Below are 18,855 nucleotides of genomic sequence, written 5' to 3'. Positions count from 1 at the left end.
CGGGCGGCCCGTCCGCCCGGCGCACGAACCCCACCACCACAGCACCACCCCTCAACGAAGAGAAAGCAATCTCATGCGCAAGAAGCTCATCGCCGGAATCGGCCTGGCCCTCGTCGCGGGCCTCGCCCTCAGCGGCTGCTCCGCTCGCGGGACCTCCGGTTCGGACTCCGCCAGCACGGAGATCAAGAAGGGTGACCTGATCGGTGTCGCCCTGCCGGCCAAGACCTCGCAGAACTGGGTGCTCGCGGGCGCCGCGTTCGAGAAGTCGATCGAGGACGCCGGCTTCAAGGCCGACATCCAGTACGCCAACGCCGGCAACCCGGTCCCGGACCAGCAGTCGCAGATCTCGGGCATGGTCACCAAGGGCGCGAAGGTCGTCATCATCGGTGCCGCCGACGGTTCGCAGCTCGGCTCGCAGGTGAAGGCCGCCAAGGCGAAGGGCGTCACCGTCATCGCCTGGGACCGCAACATCCTGAACACCAAGGACGTCGACTACTACGTGGCGTTCAACAACTACAAGGTCGGCCAGCTGCAGGCGCAGGCACTCCTCGACGGACTCAAGGCCGAGAAGGGTGACGGCCCCTACAACATCGAGCTCTTCGCCGGTTCGGCGGACGACGCGAACGCGACGGTCTTCTTCAACGGCGCGATGAACGTGCTCGAGCCGAAGATCAAGGACGGCACGGTCAAGGTCGTGTCCGGCCAGGAGACGTTCCAGAAGGTCCAGACCAAGGGCTGGCTCGCGCAGAACGCCCAGTCGCGCATGACCGACCTGCTGTCGCAGTACTACTCGGGTGACACCAAGCTCGACGGCGTCCTGTCGCCGAACGACACCCTCGCCCGTGCGATCCTCACCGCGACGAAGGCGGCCGGCAAGCCGAACCCCGTCGTCACCGGTCAGGACTCGGAGACCGCGTCGATCCCGCTCATCATGAAGGGCACGCAGTACTCGACCATCTACAAGAACACCACCGAGGAGGCGCAGGCCGCCATCGACCTGGTGTCCGACCTCTCGAAGGGCAACAAGCCCGACACCAAGATCGACAAGACGAACAACTACAACGGCGTCAAGACGGTCCCGGCGATCGAGCTCACCCCGATCCTCGTCACCAAGGAGAACGCGGTCGAGGCCTACAAGGGCAACGACACCCTCGAGGAGCTCGCCAAGAAGGGCTGAGTCCCCTCGGCACACAGCACACGGACGGCCCCGTCTCGCACTCGCGAGACGGGGCCGTCCCGCGCCCGAGGACGGGACCGGACGACGGCCGGGAGGAACGGTGCGGGCCCGCACCGTCCCTCCCGGCCGTCACGTGGTCGCGTCCTCGACGTGCGCCGCCCGCAGGCGGCGAGCCGCGGCGCACAGGTGCGGCACGTCGGTCCGCGCGGTCCCGAAGACGACCGCCGGGGTCGTGTCGAAGTACCGACGGGTGAGCCGCTCCGCGAGCAGGGACACCTTCGCCCACGGGATGCTCGGTTCGGAGGCGGTCACCTCCCCCGGGAGCATCCGCACCGCCTCCCCGATCTCGACCAGTCGCATCCGGACCGCGTCGTACACGAGGTGTTCCGGCAGCCCGTCGTCGCTGACGTACTCGCCGATCACCCCGCACGCCCGGATCACGTCGTCCAGGCGTTCCCCCGTCCCCCGTGTCACAGCGGGATCGCCTCGCGCACGACCTTCGGGTCCATCCCCGCGGCGTCCACGACGTCGACCCGGGTCCCGAGCAGCTGTTCGGCCTCGTCCTGGATCCGCATCAGCGCGAAGATGCCGAGCCCGCGCCCGAGGTCGACCATGAGGTCGACGTCGCTCCCCGGCCCGTCCTCCCCGCGCGCGACACTGCCGAAGATGCGCGGGTTGCGTCCGCCGAGCCGCCGCACGATGGCGTGGAGCTCGTTCCGCACGGCGGCCACCCGTTCCCGCAGGGGCGGCGGCTCCTCGACGGGTTCGAGCTCGATCGACGCGGTGAAGCCGGCGGCGAGCAGCAGCCGCTGCAGTGCGGCGAGCGAGGGCTCCCGACGACCGTTCTCGTAGGTGCTGATGACGCTCTGGGTGACACCGGCCCGGACGGCGAGCTGCACCTGTGTCAGCTCGGCGCGGACGCGGGCGTCACGGATGAGCTCGGCTGCCGACACCGGCGGCGCGGGCCTGGGGAGGACTGCGGACATGCGGCCACGATACACAGAATGCGAAATTTGCCGGCCCATGTACTGCGGTTCGCCACAACCGGTTGCGGGGATTGCTCCTGCTATATCGCGGTGTGTCGTTGATCCGCGGCCGACGCGGGCCCGACGCGGGCCCACCGCGGGCCCGCCGCTTGCCTCAGTCGCGCGTGGAGACGTCCGTGCGGTGGAAGTTCTGCGCCGAGCGCGACGCGGTCGGTCCGCGCTGCCCCTGGTAGCGCGACTGGTACTCGGCCGACCCGTACGGCTTCTCCGCGGGGCTGGACAGCTGGAAGAAGCAGAGCTGGCCGATCTTCATGCCCGGCCAGAGCTTGATGGGCAGTGTCGCGACGTTCGACAGCTCGAGCGTGACGTGCCCGGAGAACCCCGGGTCGATGAAGCCCGCCGTCGAGTGCGTCAGCAGCCCGAGACGCCCGAGCGAGCTCTTGCCCTCGAGCCGTGCCGCGATGTCGTCCGGCAGGCTCACGACCTCGAACGTCGACCCGAGCACGAACTCCCCCGGGTGCAGGACGAACGCCTCGTCCGGGTCGGTCTCCACCAGCCGCGTGAGCTCCGGCTGGTCCTCCGCCGGGTCGATGTGCGGGTACTTGTGGTTGTCGAACAGCCGGAAGTACTTGTCGAGCCGGACGTCGATGCTCGAGGGCTGCACGAGCGACGCGTCGTACGGGTCGAGACCGATGCGGCCGTCGGCGAGCTGGGCGGTGATGTCGCGGTCGGAGAGCAGCACGCTGGAAGCCTAGCGGCCGGTCGTCCGCGTCGATATCCTGTGAGGCTGCCCAGGTCCGGGCGGCGAACGGGAGCAGGACGATGACCACCGCAGGCCGACCGCCGTACACCGTCGAGGAACTCGACGTCCCCACCACGATGGACGACGACGCCCGACGCGTCGATGCCTTCCGTGCCTGGCTCGACGTGTCCGACCGCGCCGAGGCGGACGTCCACGGGCTGACCGAGCTCGCCTGGACCGCGGAGGAGTACCTCCCGCAGTGCCACACCCCCGGGGCGCCGAGTCGGCTGTTCGTGGCACGGGACACCGCCGGGACGGTCGTCGGCTCGGCGTCGTACGACTCGAAGGACGAAGCGGGGACCACGAACTGCTGGCTCGCCGTCGGCGTCGACCCTGCACACCAGGGCCGCGGCATCGGCACCCTGCTCGCCGACCGGGTCGAGCAGGTCGCACGGGACGAGGGCCGCACGCAGTGGAAGACGTACGCGGTGTCGCGCCAGGTCGGCCCGGGGGCCGGCGACGGGTTCCTGCAGGCACCGACCGGGTACGGCGCCGTCCCCGCGGACGAGGCCGCGGTCCGCTTCCTCCAGGGTCGCGGGTGGCGCTTCGGCCAGGTGAACCGGATCAGCCGACTCGCGCTGCCCGCCGACGCCTCGGTCGTCGCCGCCCTCAGGGAGCGCGCGGCCGGTGCCGCGGGTGACGCGTACCGCGTGCACGCCTGGACCGGTCGGACGCCGGAGCGGTGGCTCGACGGCGTCGCACTGCTGCACACCCGGATGTCGACCGACGCCCCCGAGGGTGACATGGAGGAGCCGGAGGACGTCTGGGACGCCGACCGTCTCCGCGAGCAGGAGGCCGAGCTCGAGCGGGCGCCGCGGACGATGGTGACGATCGCCGTGGAGCACGCCGACTCCGGCACGCTCGTCGGGTTCACGCAGCTGGCCGTCCCGGACGCCCCGGAGCGCGCGGTCATGCAGTGGGACACCCTCGTGCTGCGGGAGCACCGCGGACACCGGCTCGGGTGGCTGCTCAAGGTGGAGGGCATCGCGTTCGTCGAGCGGGAATTCCCCGGACGCCCGTCGATCGTCACGTTCAACGCCGAGGAGAACCGGCCGATGCTCGACGTGAACGAGGCCGTCGGCTTCGTCGGCGTCGGCAGCGAGGGCATCTGGGAGCACCGGGACTGAAGCGGGCCCCGGCTGGCCGGGTCGGCGGACCGACCCGGCCTGAGCCGGACCGCAGCCGGCGTCGCGGACGCACACCGTGCCTCCCGGCCGGGGCGCTTACCATGGGACGGTCATGACCGTCACGTCCTCCGCACCCCCGTCCGGAGGCGCGGCGCCGGAATCGGCGCCCGTCACCGCGCGCACGTCCACCGTCGCGACGGTCCTCGTCGTCGCCGTCCCGCTCGCCGCGGCCTGCGCCGTGCTCGGGATGGTCGTCACCGGAGCGTTCGGCTCCGACCAGCAGCTCGTCTCCGCCGGTGACCTCGTGACCTACGGCCTGCCGATCGCGCGTGCCGTGCACGACACGATGGCCGCCGTCACCATCGGCCTCCTCATCGTCGCGGCGTTCGCGCTCCCCGCTCGCAAGCAGGACCACGGGGCGGTCTCGAGCGTGCAGCACCGGGCGACCCGGTGGGCCGCGGCGACCGGCGGCGTGTGGTTCCTCGCCGCGGTCGTGAGCATCGTCCTCACCGGGGCGAACACGCTCGGCGTCCCGCTGTCGTCACCGGTGTTCGCCCGGAACTTCCTGCTCTTCGCGTTCCAGGTCGAGATCGGTCAGGCACTCGTCGTCTCCGCGGTCGCGATCCTCGGCGCGACCGTCGTCGCCGCGTTCGCCACCCGGGTGACGACCCTCGCCGTGGCGACCGTCCTCGCCCTGTTCGCGCTGCTGCCGCTGGCGCTCTCGGGGCACGCCGCCGGGTCGCTCGAGCACGCGAACGCGGTGAACTCGCTCGCGGTGCACCTTGTCGGGGTGTGCGTCTGGGCCGGCGGACTCGTCGCCGTGCTGCTGCTCCGCACCCGGACGAAGGGCGCGACCGGCCGGGTCGTGTCGCGCTACTCGACGCTCGCCGGGTGGTCGTTCGCCGCGGTGGCGTTCTCGGGCATCGTCAACGCGTCGCTGCGGCTGACCGGCCCGCTCGACCTGTTCACGACGACGTACGGCTGGCTGATCACCACCAAGGCCGTGATCCTCGTGCTGCTCGGCCTCGCCGGGGTCGTGCAGCGCCGTCGCCTGGTGCCGGCACTCCTCCGCTCGCCGCTCGACCGCCGTTCGTTCACCCGCTTCGCCCTCGCCGAGATCGTGTTCATGGCCGTGGCGATCGGCGTCTCGGTCGCGGTGTCGCGCTCGCAGCCGCCGATCCCGCAGACGCCGGAGACCGGGGACGACACCCGCTCCGGGCTCATCGGCTACCCGTACCCGCCGACCCAGACCCCGCACACGTACTTCACCGAGTGGCACTGGGACTGGGTGTGGGCAGCCCTCGCCGTGACCGGTGCCGGCTGGTACCTGCTCGCGGTGCGGAAGCTCCGGAAGCGCGGGGACAAGTGGCCCGTCGGGCGCACGATCGCCTGGCTGATCGGGTGCGCGCTGTTCATCTGGACGACCTCGGGCGGCCCGGCCGTCTACGGGATGATCCACTTCTCGTCGCACATGGTGCAGCACATGCTGCTCATGATGTTCGTGCCGCTGCCGCTCGTCCTCGGCGGCCCGGTGTTGCTCGCCCTCCGGACGCTGCCGGTGCGCAACGACGGCTCCCGCGGGGCCCGCGAGTGGCTCATGCTCTTCGTGCACTCCCGCTACATGCAGTTCATGGCGAAGCCAGCGGTCGCCGGGGTGATCTTCGCCGGCTCCCTCGTGGTGTTCTACTTCACGCCCGCGTTCGAGTACGCGATGCAGTCGCACGAGTGGCACGTCGTGATGGTCGTGCACTTCGTCCTCAGCGGGTACCTCTTCTTCTGGGTCTTCGTCGGTATCGACCCCGGCCCCGCCCGCCCGCAGTACCCGATCCTCATCATCGCCCTGCTCGCGACGCTGGCCTTCCACGCGTTCTTCGGCGTCGCGGTGATGACCTCGGCGTCGGTGTTCGCGTCCGACTGGTTCCACGCGCTCGGGCAGACGAACGACGCGGCGCTCCTGGCCGACCAGCACACGGGCGGCGGGATCGCGTGGGGTGCGGGTGAGCTGCCGATGGTGTTCGTCGCGCTGCTCGTGGTGCGGAACTGGGTGCGGTCGGATGCGCGGGACGCCAAGCGTCTCGACCGCAAGGCCGACCGCGACGGGGACGCCGACCTCAAGGCGTACAACGATCGGCTCGCGGCGCTGCGCGACCGCGACTGAGCGGCGGCAGGCGCGGGCGGTGCGCCCGGTGCGCCCGGTGCGCCCGGTGCGCCCGGCGCGTCCGGTGCGCTTCGCGTTCGCACAACCAAAGTCGGCTCGAACCGCGCTTTCCCGTGGTGTCGATGGACTTTGGTTGTGCGCCGACGGCCGGGGCGGCCGCGCCCGGCGGCGCCGCCGCGCCGGCCGCCCCAGCGCGTCAGTCGCCGTGCACGAGGCACACGGCGTCGAGGTCCATCGCCGCCTCGAGCGCCGCCGAGATCCCCGACTCGCCATCCGGCCCCGCGGGGGTCACCACGTCCACCCACCACAGCGGCACCTCGAGCGTCGGAGCCTCCGGCAGGATCCGCTCGACCTCGTCGAAGGCGTCGACCCGTCGGACACCGAGCACCGTCAGCACCGGGTGCGTCGCGTCACGGCAGACCTGCATCACCGGCCCGTCGTCGAGCGCACGCACACCCCACGTCTCGTCGTGCAGCAGCAGCGCCTCGGCCACGTCGCGGATCTCCACGGGCCGACGACAGAGGAGGGTCACCTCACGCGGCACCGGGACCTCCGCTGACCGGTGCTCCCACGTGCCCGTCCTCGTGCGCAGGGTCGAGCGGAGCGCCGCCGACGAGCTGCAGGAAGCGGTCTTCGTCGATGCGGTCGAGGAACGCTTCGAGCGCCTCCCACCCGTGCTCGAACCGGACGATGAGCCCGGCGTCCCCGCCAACCCGGGCGTCTCCGGTGGAACCGGCGGACGCTTCCGCGCCCGCGGCCGCAGCTGTCCCGAACGTGGTGGTCGACGTGTGCGGCGGCGGCCACTCCCCGTCGCGGTCGAGGAACGCCGTGGCCTCGGGTCCGACGACGACCGCGAGCGGCGACGGCTCGCCGTGCGAAACCGCCCGCACGAGGTGGTCCGCGTCACCGCGGCGCTGCATGACGACGCCGAACACCGGCTCCACCTCGTCGGCGACCCGCTGGACGGCGTCGAACAGACGTGGGGCGAGCGACGGGTCGGCGTGCTCCTCCGGCACCGTGAGCACCGCCGACATGGTCTCGATCACGACCCCGTCCTGCAGGTGCGCGGTCATCGTCGCCGAGAACCCGTCGCCGATCGCGTACGAGGTGGAGACGCCCGGCGCCTCGTGCTTCGCGTACTGCGTCACGACCCAACGGTCCCACGGCACGGTCAGGGGCTCGGCGGTCCCCCAGCGGGTCGGACACGCACCGACGGTGTCGCAGAGCGCCTCGATGGCGGACCCCATGTCGACCGCGCGCCCCTCGTGGTGCCGCAGCGTGAGGTCGATGCTGATCTGCCGCACCGAGTCCGACGACACCGGGTGCTCCGGCGACGGCGTCCCGACGAGTTCCGGACCGCGTCGGACGAAGTCCTCGACACCGGTCGCCGCCGCGCCGGTGCGTCCGTCACGCACGGACCCGTCGGGGTCGGTGACCGCCCACGCCGCGCCGTGCGCACCGAGTGCGTGGCGCACGGCCGGGGTCAGGGCCGCGCCGGCCCCGGTGCGGAGCACGACCATCCGGCCGGCAGCGGAGGCGCGGCGGAGCAGGGATGCGAAGGCGTCGGTCAGCCACACCACCGACGAAGCGGAGTCCACCACGATCGCTGAACCGACCACGTCGTCGATGAGGGGATGCCTGACCATCCGGTTCCTCCTCGGTCGTCCTGCCGCTCGGGTCCCCCTGGACGGTACACACGAGGGCGACACCTGTCCGTCACGCCGGTGGGCTCACAGCGCCTACACGGACACGGCCTGGAGGCACGGATCACCGCCGCCACGGAGACTCCCGGAGCGCGTTCGGCTGGCTTCCAGCGGAGAATCCGGTAGGGTTGTCGACGTCCCGCCGAGCGGGATGCGCGAGTGTAGTTCAATGGTAGAACTCCAGCTTCCCAAGCTGGTAGCGCGGGTTCGATTCCCGTCACTCGCTCCACTCCTGGTCTGACTGCGCCGCGAGCATGCGCTCGTGCGGACACACTCGTTCGCACGCGGCCGCCGCCGGCGCACTACGCTCGCCCCATGCCCGCCCACGAGCTCGCACCGGCCCACCTCGTCATCGGCGGCGGGGTCGTCGGAGCAGCAACGGCCTACGCCCTCACGGCCCGCGGCGAGCGCGTCGTCCTCGTCGAGCAGCACGGCAGCGGGCACGACCGGGGCTCGTCGCACGGAGCCACGCGGATCTTCCGGCAGGGCTACGCCGATGCCGATTACGTCGCCCTGACGACCCGGGCGCTCGCACGCTGGGACGCGCTCGAGGCGCGTGCGGGCAGACAGCTTCTCGACCGGACCGGCGCGGTGGACCACGGACGGCCGGAGGTGGTCGACGCCATCGCCGCGGCACTGGCCGACGCGGGCATCCCCCACGAGACGCTCACGCCGGAGCAGGCGGCCGAGCGCTGGCCCGGCATCGCGTTCGAGGGGCACGTGCTCACCCACGCCACCGCCGGACGCATCCGCTCCGCCGAGGCGATCGAGGCGTTCCTGACGCTCGCCGAGGCCACCGGGTCGGCGGACCTCCGCTTCGACACCCGGGTGACGGGCATCGAGGACCACGGCGACGAACTGACGGTGTCGACGAGCGACGGCGCGCGGATCCGCAGCCGGTCGGTGATCGCGGCCACGGGATCCTGGGCCCTCACGCTGGTCGGTGACCTGCTCGCCCGACGCGGGGCGCGCCTCCCGGCCGTCCGCGTCACCCAGGAGCAGCCCGCCCACTTCCCCAGTCACCTGCCGGACGAGGCGTGGCCGAGCTTCGTGCACTGGGCCGACGGCGACGACGTGTACGGCCTGCTGACCCCGGGCGAGGGCGTGAAGGTGGGCTTCCACGGGACAGGGCCGGTGGTCGACCCCGACCATCGCGACTCCAAGCCGGTGCCTGCGGAGGCCGAGCGCCTGCAGGCGTACGTCGCGCGGTACGTCCCCGGCGTCGACGCCTCGAGGCCGACCTTCATCAGCTGTCTCTACGACACGACGCCCGACGAGGACTTCGTCATCGACCGCCGCGGGCCGCTCACCGTCGCGACGGGCTTCTCCGGACACGGGTTCAAGTTCGCGCCGCTGCTGGGCGAGATGCTCGCGGACCTGGCCCTCGGGGGCGCTCCGCACCCGCGGTTCGCACTGACCGGCTGACCGGCTGCGCGCGACCCGGCTGGTCGCCGCCGAGCCGTCCCACTACGGTGGTCGGGTGCGCATCGTGGTGGCTCCGGACTCGTTCAAGGGCACCGCGACCGCGGCGTCCGTGGCTGCGGCGATCGCCGACGGCTGGCGGGTCGAGCGGCCGGACGACGAACTGGTCCTCGCGCCGATGGCCGACGGCGGCGAGGGCACCCTCGATGCGTTCGACACCGCGTTCCCGGGTTCCGTCCGGCAGCCCGTGACCATCACCGGGCCTGCTGGCGAACCCGTCGAGGCCGCGTGGCTGCTCCTCCCCGACGGACGCGGTGTGGTCGAGCTCGCGGCGACCAGCGGCCTGCCGCTGCTCGGCGGCGAGCTGCTGCCCGACACCGCGACCTCGCGGGGCTTCGGCGAGGCGATCGTCGCGGCGCTCGACGCGGGCGTGATCGGGCTCGTGCTCGGCATCGGGGGCAGCGCCTCGACCGACGGTGGCGCCTCGGTGCTCGACGTCCTCGCCGACCGGCCGCTCCCCAGCGGGGGCGTGACGGTCCTCACCGACGTCACCTCGCCGCTCGTCGGGCCGACGGGTGCCGCCGCGGTGTTCGGGCCGCAGAAGGGCATCGCCCCCGAGCGCGTGGCCGAGTTCGACGCCCGACTGTCGGCGTTCGCCGCGCGCTTCCCCCACGTCGACCCGGCGACCCCCGGGGCCGGGGCCGCTGGTGGCGTCGGGTTCGGGCTGCTCGCGTGGGGTGCGACCCTCGTGCGCGGTGCGGACGGGGTCGCCGAGGTCCTGGGCCTGCCGTCGCTGCTCGACGGCGCCGACGTCGTGGTCACGGGCGAGGGGCGGTTCGACGGGCAGAGCGCGGCGGGCAAGGTGGTCTCGGTCGTGCACGAACTCGTCGGGCAGCACGCACCGGGCGCCCGGGCGATGCTCGTCGCCGGGGCGATCGAGGCTCCGCTGGACGCCTTCGCCGCCGCGGCCTCGCTGACGGTGATCGCGACGCAGACCACGGGTGAGCCGACCGACGCGCTCCGCGACCCGCTGCGGTTCGCGACGATCGCCGGGACCCGACTCGCCCGGATGGCCTGAGAGTTCCTCCAGCAGGGGTGCCCCAGCGTGACCACCCTCGGTGTGGCGCGCTCCAGCAGAATTGGAGTCGGGGCCGGAACCGGCCCCTCCAGCAATCGACCCACCCCACGAGGAGACCATTGCGCACCGTCAACGCCTACGCTGCCCCGTCCGCCACGGAGCCGCTCGTCAAGACCACCATCACCCGCCGCGACCTCGGTCCGAACGACGTCGAGATCGACATCGCCTACGCCGGCATCTGCCACTCGGACATCCACACCGTCCGTGGTGAGTGGGGCGAGATCCAGTACCCGCAGGTCGTCGGTCACGAGATCGTCGGCCACGTCTCCGCCGTCGGTTCCGACGTCACGAAGCACCAGGTCGGCGACCGCGTCGGCGTCGGCTGCATGGTGAACTCCTGCGGCGAGTGCGAGAACTGCGTCAAGGGCGAGGAACAGTACTGCCTCAAGGGCAACATCCAGACCTACGCGGGCGTCGACCCGGCCGACGGCAGCATCACGCAGGGCGGCTACTCGCAGGCCATCGTGGTGAACGAGGACTTCGTGCTCCGCGTCCCCGAGTCGCTCGACATCGAGAAGGTCGCACCGCTGCTCTGCGCCGGCATCACGACCTACTCGCCGCTGCACCACTGGGGCGTCGGCCCCGGCTCGAAGGTCGCCGTCATCGGCATGGGCGGCCTCGGGCACATGGCGGTGAAGATCGCGGTCGCGCTCGGCGCCGAGGTCACCGTCCTGTCGCAGACCACGTCGAAGCAGGAGGACTCGCTCCGCTACGGCGCGACGGCCCACTACGCGACGAAGGACCCGGAGACGTTCGAGAAGCTCGCGAACTCGTTCGAGCTCATCATCAACACCGTCTCCGCGAAGATCCCGATGGCGTCCTACCTCGGGCTCCTCAAGGTCGACGGCACCATGGTGAACGTCGGCGCCCCGTCCGAGCCCCTCGAGGTGCCGGCGTTCGCGCTCATCCCGCGTCGCCTGAGCTGGGCCGGCTCCGCCATCGGCGGCATCCGCGAGACCCAGGAGATGCTCGACTTCTGCGCAGAGAAGGGCATCCTGCCGGAGACCGAGCTGATCAGCGCGGACCAGATCAACGAGGCGTACGAGCGTGTGCTGTCCTCGGACGTCCGGTACCGCTTCGTGATCGACGCGGCCACGCTCGCCTGACGCGATCGGAGACCGACCGGGAGGCGCGTGGCGAGTCCGCCACGCGCCTCCAGTCCGTCTGGGGCGACAGCCCGTCACCGCGCCCGCACCCACGTGCAGCAACGTGCCGCCCGTTCATCCGCAGACCGCGTCGGCGTCGTCCGCGGCACGCAACCGGGTCGACGGAGCGGTCCAGCCGGAGGATGGTGGGGGTCATGTCCACCACTTCCATCCCCTCCCCCGCGGCGCTCGTCTCCGTGGCCGGCAGCGACACGGACTCGGCGATCCGTGACCTCGCCGGGATGTACGCGGGCAAGCAGTGGTACTCCGCCCACGTGGACGACGACTACTGGTACCGGTACGCCGGCATCGGCGACGCCCGGATGAGCGTCCGACGCTCGCAGATGCACGGCTACCTCCGCGGCGACGTCGCCGTCGAGGGCGAGGTGGTCGTCCAGTGGATCGACTCCGGCACCGCGACCGTCGACACCCACCGCGACGCGACCCCCATGCGCCTCGGCGTCCCCGTCCTCTTCCCGATCGAGCAGCGCTTCGAGATGGAGTACCGCGACTGGGACCAGCGGCTCGTGCACCTGCGACGAGACCTCGTGCTCGACGTGGCTGCGGAGCAGTACCTCGTCGACGGGACGCTCGGCTTCGAGCGCGGGGTCGAGCCGGACGCGTCCGCGATCCAGCAGTGGCAGCGGTCGGTCGCCGGTGCGGTCCGCGCCTTCCGGGAGGACGGCGCGGAGTCGCTCGCGTGGCACGAGGCCCAGCGCGGTGTCGCCCGGGCGCTCCTGGGTCTGTACCGCTTCCAGGCACCGAAGCTCCCCGAGCACTTCGGTGCGCGGAGCAACCGCCGGGTCCGGGCAGCAGTCGAGCACATCCACGCGAACGCCGCCCTGCCGCTGACGGTGTCGGACATCGCGCGCGCCGCGGACCTCAGTGTCCGTGGCCTGCAGGAGTCGTTCCAGCGGGCACTCGACCGGACGCCGATGCAGTACCTCCGCGAGGTCCGGCTGCGCCGCGCCCACGAGGACCTGCTCCGTTCCTCCATCGAGGAGACCACGGTCGCCGACGTCGCGCGACGCTGGGGCTTCAGCCACATGGGCCGGTTCTCGAGCGAGTTCCTGCAGCGCTTCGGCGAGTACCCGAAGAACACCCTCCGTCGGCGCTAACCGACCTCGTCGCCCGTCGGGAGCGCACCGCACCAGTCGACCGTGGACGCCTCGACGCTCGCCTCGAGCGCGCCCGAGGTCGCGTCGACGATGCTGACCAGGTCGCTGGTGGCCGAGCGGGTGACGACGGCGGCGAACTGCCCGTTCGGGGAGGGGCACACGGCCGTGACGCCCGCGTCCGCGGGCAGCGTCACCGCCAGCCGGGAGGCGCGGGTCGCCTCGACACGGAGGATGCGTTGGTCGAGCGTCCCGTCGGCACGGACGGTGCCCACCACACGCAGGTAGGTCGCGTCGGTGAGCGGCGCGATCCGGCCGAGGTAGGGCGCACCGGTGCTGCCCGTCGGGGTGGCGACCGGTGTCCGGGCGCCGTCGGTCAGGTCGAGGTACTCGATGCCGGTGCCGGTCTCGACGACGGCCGTGGTGCCCGAGCCGACGAAGCCGTGCAGGGTGGTGGCGCTGCCGAGCCGGACCGCTGCTGCCGCTCCGCCCATGTCGACGAGCACGAGGTCGTCGCCGCTGGTGCGGACGAGGGCGCTCTCGGTCCGGGGCACGTACGCCCACTGGCCGACCGTCATCGGCACGGCGCCCGTCGTCGGCTTCCCGTCCGCCGCGATCGCGGTCGGCATGTGCGTCCCCGTCATGTCGACGACGTAGAGCCCGACGTCGGCGGAGCGCCCCGTCGAGGTGTCCGCGTACTCGAACCCGAACGAGGCGCCGTCGTCGGCGGCGTGCAGGGCGGTGACCCGGCCCGCCGAGGTCGGCAGCGTGAGGTGCTCGACCGGGACGGTGTCGTCCTGCACGCCGCCGGTGAGCGGGACGACGTCGACGGCCGACGCGCCCCGGCCGGCGTCGCGCACGACGACCAGCGAGCGACCGAGGCGTGCGAACTCCGTGATCCCGGTGTCGGCGTACACCGTCGTGGCGCCGCCGGCGTCGAGCGAGCGTCGGACGATCCGGTCCTTCCCGCCGTCCGACCCGGCGGGCACGAGCGCGAGGACGTCGGTGCTCCCGGTCCGGACCTCGGCGCGGAGCGTCGACGTCGAGGACTGCCCCGGAGCACGGACCCCGGACACGGCGATCTCGTACGACCGGTCGTACGCCAGGGGTCCGGCGAACTCGACCGCGATCGTGTTGCCGCTCGAGGTGACCGTGTGCGCTGCCGCCGGCCGGACCCGCACGTCCGCGGCCCGGACCGGCTGCAGGGCCTGGTTCGCGGTGAGGATCACCCGCTGCGCCGGCTTCGACACGAGCCCGGTGGCGTCGTAGGTGACGTCCCGGAGGCGCGGACCCTGCTGCGACCCGACGACCGCGGCGAGCGTACCGACGACGACGAGCACCACCGCGACGGCGAGGTACCTGGCGCGGAAGCGGTCGCGGCGGGGGCGACGGTCGTGGTCAGTACTCGTAGGGGTCACTCGGCTGCGCGATCTGTCGGACCGAGGACGCCTTGACGACGATCCTGGCGGCGGCGGACTGGTCGGGGTTGGCGACGAGTGATCCCCGCACGGTCACCCACCGGTCGGCGTCGGGGACGGCGCCGCTCGTGGTGACGCCGAGGCCGACGGGTTGGGCGTCGACCGCGCAGCAGCTGATCACGAAGCGGGTGAGCGTGAACGAGCCGTCTCCGGCGGGGACGACGAAGCCCGTGAGCTCCACCCGCTTGCCGACGAGCGCGCTCGTGTCGGTGGTCTGGCGGATCAGGGCGGCCCAGTCCTTGACGCCGTAGTCGGACGTGTCGACGGCGTCGCTGCCGAGGAGCGCGACGCCCTGCGTGCCGGTGGCGTTCGAGAGGGTGGCGGCGTCGACGCTCCGCTGCTGCGCGGTCCGGGCGGACAGGGTCGTCGGCGGCAGGACGAGCATGGCGACCGTGACCCCGACCGTGACGGCTGCCGCCGCCCAGCCGAGGACGGCCCGTGTGCGGCGACCCGCGCCTCCCGGCCGACCGCCGCGGTCGTGCGGTCCCGCTGCCGGGCCCGCGGGCGCGGGCGCACCGTCGGCCGCGTCGTCGTGCGTGTGTCCGCCGCCGGCCGGCTCGTCGCCGTGCGTGTGCCCGTGGCCGCGCGCGACGACGACGAGCCCGGCGACCGCCGCCGGCACGGCGAGCACGGCGAGCACGATCGTGAAGACCGCGTACCGCGGGTTGATGTAGAGGTCGAGGTGCCCGACCAGCGCCAGCCAGAGCGTGCACAACGCGACCGCGAGGACGGACCCGAGCCCCAGGGCGGCGGGCGCCGTCGACTCAGACGAGGACATTCATCACCAACCCGACGGTCGCGGCGAACAGGACGCAGACGACGGCGAGCAGCACGAGGAAGCGTGCGCGGAACGTCGTGCGGAGGAGGGCGATCATCTTGACGTCGATGATCGGGCCGATGATGAGGAACGCCGTGATCGACCCGGGCAGGAACGTCGACGCGAACGACAGGGCGAAGAAGGCGTCGACGTTCGAGCAGAGCGACACCGTCATCGCGAGGAGCATCATCGCGCCGACGGACAGCACTGGGTTCGCACCGATCGCCACGAGCGTCGAGCGGGGCACGGCGACCTGGATCGCCGCGGCCAGTCCGGCGCCGACGAAGAGGGCAGGCATCATCGTCGCGGTCTCACCGCCGAACTGCGCGGCGCTGTCCCGCCAGCGGTTCCGGGAGCGGGGCGCCCCGACGGTCGCGCGGCAACGGGCCTCGAACGCGGGCAGCAGCAGGTCGGCCGGGCGTCGGTGGGCGGCGACGATCCAGCCGACGAGGTTCGCGATGACGAACCCGCCGACGATCCGCACCGGGAGGATCCAGCCGGACCAGCCGAACGCCTGCGCGGTGCTGATGATCACGAGCGGGTTGAGGATCGGCGCGGCGACGAGGAACGTGACTGCCTCGGCGGGGGTGAACCCTCGGAGCATGAGGCCGCGGGCGAGGGGGACGTTGCCGCACTCGCACACCGGGAACAGCATGCCGATGAGCGAGATCACCGCACGACGGGGCACGGCACGCTGCGGCAGGATCCGTTCGAGCACCCCGACGGGCACCCAGACCTCGACGACGATCGACAGCAGGATGCCGAGCACGACGAACGGCAGGGACTCGACGACGACGCTGATCGCGAGCGTCAGGAAGTCCTGCACGACGTCCGGCAGACCCGCGGACCCGACGCTCGGCGAGACGATCCGGACGCCGAGGAGCACGATGACGGCGAGCAGCACGAGCCCCGGGCCGGTGAGGCTCCGGGCGGGGGCGGGGGTCGTGGCCGTGGCGGTCGCGCGCGTCACCTGCGCAAGGATAGGCGACGTCGACGGCGGCCGGCTCGTCAGCGCGCCGCGAGCCCGTCGAGGTGCCGGTCGAGGAGCTCGATCGCCCAGTCCGCCGACTCCCCCGGAGCCAGTCGCGACACGTGCATCGCGAGCCCGTCGATGAGGGCGTGCAGGCGACGAGCCTCGTACGCCCGATCGGCGTCCGGCACCCCGACGAGGTGGACGATGCGCTCGGTCCACTCCTGCATGTCCGACACGACCCGGTCGAGCGCCGGCCGGAGCTCCGGGTCGGTCAGTGCCGCGTTGCCGAGGGCGAGGTACACGTCGAGCTCGACGAGCCGCTCCTCGTCGAGCGGCAGCAGCTCGAGCAGGATGCGGCGCGCTCGTTCGCGGTCCGACAGCGTGTCGGGCACCGCGTCGACCCGGCGGGCGGTCGCGTCGAACACGGTCTCGAGCGCGTGCGTCCGGACGCTCGCCTGCGTGGGGAACACGTACCGGACGGTCGACGGGGGCAGCCCGGCCTCGGCCGCGACCCCGCGGACGCTCAGCGCGCCGAGGCCGTTCCGGGCGAGCACCCGCGCGGCCGCGTCGGACACGGTGCGGCGCCGTTCGCCGATGTCGATGCTCCTCGCCACGGGGCCATGGTCGCACGACTGTGCTACCTTCTTTGTCGTACAGTTGTGCGACTATCCGGGAGGGAGCACTCGTGACGTGGATCGTGTTGGTGCTGTCGGGCGTGCTCGAAGCCGTGTGGGCCACCGCCCTCAGCGCGTCCGACGGGTTCAAGAAGATCGTGCCGACGATCGTGTTCGTCGCGGGCATGGCGCTCAGCATGCTGGGCCTCGCGTACGCCATGACGGCCATCCCGGTGGGTACGGCCTACGCCGTGTGGGTCGGCATCGGAGCGTCGCTGACCGTCGTCGTGGCGGTGCTCCGCCGGCAGGAGGCCGCGTCCTTCGCCCGGCTCGCCCTCGTCTTCGGACTCGTGGCCTGCGTCGTCGGCCTCAAGGTGGTGAGCTGACGTGGCCTGGGTGGTCCTGTTCGTCAGTGCCGCACTCGAGACCGTGTGGGCGACCGCGCTCGGCGAGAGCCACGGCTTCACCAGGCTCGGACCGAGCCTGGTCTTCGCAGCGACGATCGCGGTGAGCCTCGGCGCGTTCGGGTACGTGCTGCGGCACATCCCGATCAGCACGGCGTACGCGGTGTGGACCGGGACCGGTGCCGCCCTGACCGTGCTCTGGGGCATGGCGACGGGGGCGGAGCCGGTGACACTCCTCCGGCTCCTCTTCATCGCCGGCATCGTCGGGTGCGTCGTCGGGCTCAAGCTCGTGCCGGCTCGGCCGGCGCGTGGACGGGCTCGCCGAGTCTCGGTCGCCCCGGCACGAGACTCGGTCGGCGCAGCGCGAGACTCGGTCGGCGCAGCGCGAGACTCGTCCAGCGCGGCACGAGACTCGGCGTAGGCGACACTGCTCGGGCTCCGGGTCGCGAGAGTCGTCGCTCAGCACGAGGCTCGGGAGCGCCGGTCGCGGGACGCGACCACGGACGGACGGGAGGCGCGGTGCCAGCTGGCACCGCGCCTCCAGGCCGTCTCCGCGTCACGTCGTCAGACGGACGCGCCCGTCCACTCGTCCTCGGCGGCGACGTGGTCACTGCCCGCCGTGCCGGCGGCCACGGCCGCCGCCACGCGGTCCGCGTGCGACGGCGGGTCGGACGGCACGTCGGCCGGGCGCCCCTCGTCGTTGATCCTGCGCAGCTCGGGGACGATGTCCTCCGCGAGGATGTCGATCTGCTCGAGGACCGTCTTCAGCGGCAGGCCGGCGTGGTCGACCAGGAACAGCTGGCGCTGGTAGTGCCCGACGTGGTCCTTCATCGTCGCGTACCGGTCGATGACCTGCTGGGGCGAACCGACCGTGAGCGGGGTCTGCGTGGTGAAGTCCTCCATCGAGGGCCCGTGACCGTAGACCGGGGCGTTGTCGAAGTACGGGCGGAACTCGTCGACCGCGTCCTGCGAGTTCTTCCGGGCGAAGAACTGCCCGCCGAGCCCGACGATCGCCTGGTCGGCCCGACCGTGCCCGTAGTGCTCGAAGCGCTGGCGGTAGAGCCCGACCATCTGCTCGGTGTGCTGGATCGGCCAGAAGATGTTGTTGTGGAGGAAGCCGTCGCCGTAGTACGCGGCCTGCTCGGCGATCTCGGGCGTGCGGATCGAGCCGTGCCAGACGAAGGGCGGGACGCCGTCGAGCGGACGCGGCGTGGAGGTGAAGCCCTGCAGCGGGGTGCGGAACTTGCCCTGCCAGTTGACGACGTCGTTCTCCCAGAGCTGGCGGACGAGGGCGTAGTTCTCGATCGCCAGGTTGACACCCTGCCGGATGTCCTGCCCGAACCAGGGGTAGACGGGGCCGGTGTTGCCGCGGCCCATCATGAGGTCCATGCGACCGTCGGAGATGACCTGGAGCATCGCGTACTCCTCGGCGATGCGCACGGGGTCGTTCGTCGTGATGAGGGTCGTCGAGGTCGAGAGCGTGATGTTCTTCGTCCGTCCGGCGAGGTAGCCGAGCATCGTGGTCGGACTCGACGCGACGAACGGCGGGTTGTGGTGCTCGCCCGTCGCGAAGACGTCGAGACCGGCCTGGTCCGCGTGCTCGGCGATCGTGAGGATGTCCTTCACCCGCTGGGTGTCGTCCGGGGTCGTCCCGGTGGTGGGGTCGGTCGTGACGTCGCTGACCGTGAAGATCCCGAACTGCATGGTGTGCTGCCCTTCGCCATTTCGATACGTTTGCATCGACTTGCTGGGTACAACGTAGCGCACGCCCGTCCATTCCCGCCAGGTCGACGACG

The 18,855-nt window shown here is 72.0% G+C and carries 19 protein-coding genes and 1 tRNA gene; 10 read left to right on the top strand and 10 right to left on the bottom strand.

Going from position 1 to position 18,855, the window contains the following annotated elements:
- The first annotated feature begins 73 nt into the window (after positions 1 to 73).
- The gene (locus ACRQ4C_RS02685; protein WP_290132949.1) at positions 74 to 1,177 is read left to right on the top strand and encodes a substrate-binding domain-containing protein; all 1,104 of its coding nucleotides are present in this window, start codon (positions 74 to 76) and stop codon (positions 1,175 to 1,177) included.
- 129 nt (positions 1,178 to 1,306) lie between these two features.
- Here the strand turns inward: ACRQ4C_RS02685 and ACRQ4C_RS02680 are convergent, their stop codons facing one another.
- From ACRQ4C_RS02680 to dcd, 3 genes are all read right to left on the bottom strand, one after another.
- Complete coding sequence (locus ACRQ4C_RS02680; RefSeq protein ID WP_290132950.1) at positions 1,307 to 1,651, bottom strand: HepT-like ribonuclease domain-containing protein; 345 nt, start codon at positions 1,649 to 1,651, stop codon at positions 1,307 to 1,309.
- Complete coding sequence (locus tag ACRQ4C_RS02675) at positions 1,648 to 2,163, bottom strand: helix-turn-helix domain-containing protein (protein WP_290132951.1); 516 nt, start codon at positions 2,161 to 2,163, stop codon at positions 1,648 to 1,650. The genes ACRQ4C_RS02680 and ACRQ4C_RS02675 overlap by 4 nt, the downstream gene beginning before the upstream one ends.
- A 154-nt stretch (positions 2,164 to 2,317) precedes the next feature.
- On the bottom strand, positions 2,318 to 2,905 hold the full coding sequence (dcd, locus tag ACRQ4C_RS02670) for a dCTP deaminase (RefSeq protein WP_022903028.1): 588 nt from the start codon (positions 2,903 to 2,905) through the stop codon (positions 2,318 to 2,320).
- An 80-nt stretch (positions 2,906 to 2,985) separates the two neighbouring features.
- On the opposite strand from dcd, the gene ACRQ4C_RS02665 reads away from it, so the two are divergent.
- Together ACRQ4C_RS02665 and ACRQ4C_RS02660 are read left to right on the top strand one after the other, a co-directional pair.
- Positions 2,986 to 4,092, top strand: a complete 1,107-nt coding sequence (locus ACRQ4C_RS02665; protein WP_439690033.1) for a GNAT family N-acetyltransferase — start codon at positions 2,986 to 2,988, stop codon at positions 4,090 to 4,092.
- A 112-nt stretch (positions 4,093 to 4,204) separates the two neighbouring features.
- Positions 4,205 to 6,250, top strand: a complete 2,046-nt coding sequence (locus tag ACRQ4C_RS02660; protein WP_439690032.1) for a cytochrome c oxidase assembly protein — start codon at positions 4,205 to 4,207, stop codon at positions 6,248 to 6,250.
- 196 nt (positions 6,251 to 6,446) lie between these two features.
- Here ACRQ4C_RS02660 and ACRQ4C_RS02655 read toward each other — a convergent pair whose 3' ends face one another.
- Both ACRQ4C_RS02655 and ACRQ4C_RS02650 read right to left on the bottom strand, forming a co-directional pair.
- Positions 6,447 to 6,758, bottom strand: coding sequence for a hypothetical protein (locus ACRQ4C_RS02655; protein WP_290132955.1), 312 nt, complete (start codon positions 6,756 to 6,758; stop codon positions 6,447 to 6,449).
- A 25-nt stretch (positions 6,759 to 6,783) separates the two neighbouring features.
- Positions 6,784 to 7,896: a DUF6177 family protein gene (locus tag ACRQ4C_RS02650; protein WP_439690031.1), complete on the bottom strand. Its 1,113-nt coding sequence runs from the start codon at positions 7,894 to 7,896 to the stop codon at positions 6,784 to 6,786.
- Positions 7,897 to 8,108: 212 nt separating this feature from the next.
- Here ACRQ4C_RS02650 and ACRQ4C_RS02645 point away from each other — a divergent pair.
- The 5 genes from ACRQ4C_RS02645 (at position 8,109) to ACRQ4C_RS02625 (ending at position 12,776) form a co-directional block, all read left to right on the top strand.
- Positions 8,109 to 8,182, top strand: a tRNA-Gly gene (locus ACRQ4C_RS02645).
- Positions 8,183 to 8,268: 86 nt separating this feature from the next.
- The gene (locus tag ACRQ4C_RS02640; protein ID WP_439690030.1) at positions 8,269 to 9,378 is read left to right on the top strand and encodes an FAD-dependent oxidoreductase; all 1,110 of its coding nucleotides are present in this window, start codon (positions 8,269 to 8,271) and stop codon (positions 9,376 to 9,378) included.
- A gap of 55 nt (positions 9,379 to 9,433) precedes the next feature.
- Positions 9,434 to 10,453, top strand: coding sequence for a glycerate kinase (locus tag ACRQ4C_RS02635; RefSeq protein WP_439690029.1), 1,020 nt, complete (start codon positions 9,434 to 9,436; stop codon positions 10,451 to 10,453).
- 119 nt (positions 10,454 to 10,572) lie between these two features.
- The gene (locus ACRQ4C_RS02630) at positions 10,573 to 11,619 is read left to right on the top strand and encodes an NAD(P)-dependent alcohol dehydrogenase (RefSeq protein WP_400410791.1); all 1,047 of its coding nucleotides are present in this window, start codon (positions 10,573 to 10,575) and stop codon (positions 11,617 to 11,619) included.
- Between the two features lie 194 nt (positions 11,620 to 11,813).
- A complete protein-coding gene (locus tag ACRQ4C_RS02625) occupies positions 11,814 to 12,776 on the top strand; it encodes a helix-turn-helix transcriptional regulator (protein WP_439690028.1) in 963 nt (320 codons plus the stop codon).
- Here ACRQ4C_RS02625 and ACRQ4C_RS02620 read toward each other — a convergent pair.
- From ACRQ4C_RS02620 to ACRQ4C_RS02605, 4 genes are read right to left on the bottom strand one after another with little or no spacing between them, the layout of a single operon-like run.
- The gene (locus ACRQ4C_RS02620; RefSeq protein WP_439690027.1) at positions 12,773 to 14,191 is read right to left on the bottom strand and encodes a hypothetical protein; all 1,419 of its coding nucleotides are present in this window, start codon (positions 14,189 to 14,191) and stop codon (positions 12,773 to 12,775) included. The genes ACRQ4C_RS02625 and ACRQ4C_RS02620 overlap by 4 nt on opposite strands.
- The gene (locus ACRQ4C_RS02615; RefSeq protein ID WP_439690025.1) at positions 14,172 to 15,029 is read right to left on the bottom strand and encodes a TIGR03943 family putative permease subunit; all 858 of its coding nucleotides are present in this window, start codon (positions 15,027 to 15,029) and stop codon (positions 14,172 to 14,174) included. The genes ACRQ4C_RS02620 and ACRQ4C_RS02615 overlap by 20 nt, the downstream gene beginning before the upstream one ends.
- The gene (locus ACRQ4C_RS02610; RefSeq protein ID WP_290132963.1) at positions 15,016 to 16,038 is read right to left on the bottom strand and encodes a permease; all 1,023 of its coding nucleotides are present in this window, start codon (positions 16,036 to 16,038) and stop codon (positions 15,016 to 15,018) included. The genes ACRQ4C_RS02615 and ACRQ4C_RS02610 overlap by 14 nt, the downstream gene beginning before the upstream one ends.
- Positions 16,039 to 16,076: 38 nt before the next feature.
- Complete coding sequence (locus ACRQ4C_RS02605; RefSeq protein WP_439690023.1) at positions 16,077 to 16,655, bottom strand: TetR/AcrR family transcriptional regulator; 579 nt, start codon at positions 16,653 to 16,655, stop codon at positions 16,077 to 16,079.
- Between the two features lie 71 nt (positions 16,656 to 16,726).
- Here ACRQ4C_RS02605 and ACRQ4C_RS02600 point away from each other — a divergent pair, with 71 nt between their 5' ends.
- Both ACRQ4C_RS02600 and ACRQ4C_RS02595 read left to right on the top strand, forming a co-directional pair.
- Positions 16,727 to 17,041, top strand: coding sequence for a DMT family transporter (locus tag ACRQ4C_RS02600; protein ID WP_290132965.1), 315 nt, complete (start codon positions 16,727 to 16,729; stop codon positions 17,039 to 17,041).
- A gap of 1 nt (position 17,042) precedes the next feature.
- The gene (locus tag ACRQ4C_RS02595; protein ID WP_439690021.1) at positions 17,043 to 17,480 is read left to right on the top strand and encodes a DMT family transporter; all 438 of its coding nucleotides are present in this window, start codon (positions 17,043 to 17,045) and stop codon (positions 17,478 to 17,480) included.
- A 143-nt stretch (positions 17,481 to 17,623) separates the two neighbouring features.
- Here the strand turns inward: ACRQ4C_RS02595 and ACRQ4C_RS02590 are convergent, their stop codons facing one another.
- Complete coding sequence (locus ACRQ4C_RS02590; RefSeq protein WP_439690019.1) at positions 17,624 to 18,763, bottom strand: CE1758 family FMN-dependent luciferase-like monooxygenase; 1,140 nt, start codon at positions 18,761 to 18,763, stop codon at positions 17,624 to 17,626.
- Between the last annotated feature and the right edge of the window lie 92 nt (positions 18,764 to 18,855).

The sequence above is a fragment of the Curtobacterium sp. SP.BCp genome, assembly GCF_051903255.1.
Taxonomy (GTDB): Bacteria; Actinomycetota; Actinomycetes; order Actinomycetales; family Microbacteriaceae; genus Curtobacterium.
The sequence above is the reverse complement of the archived record's forward strand: the minus strand, read 5'-3'. Positions and strand labels throughout refer to the sequence as shown.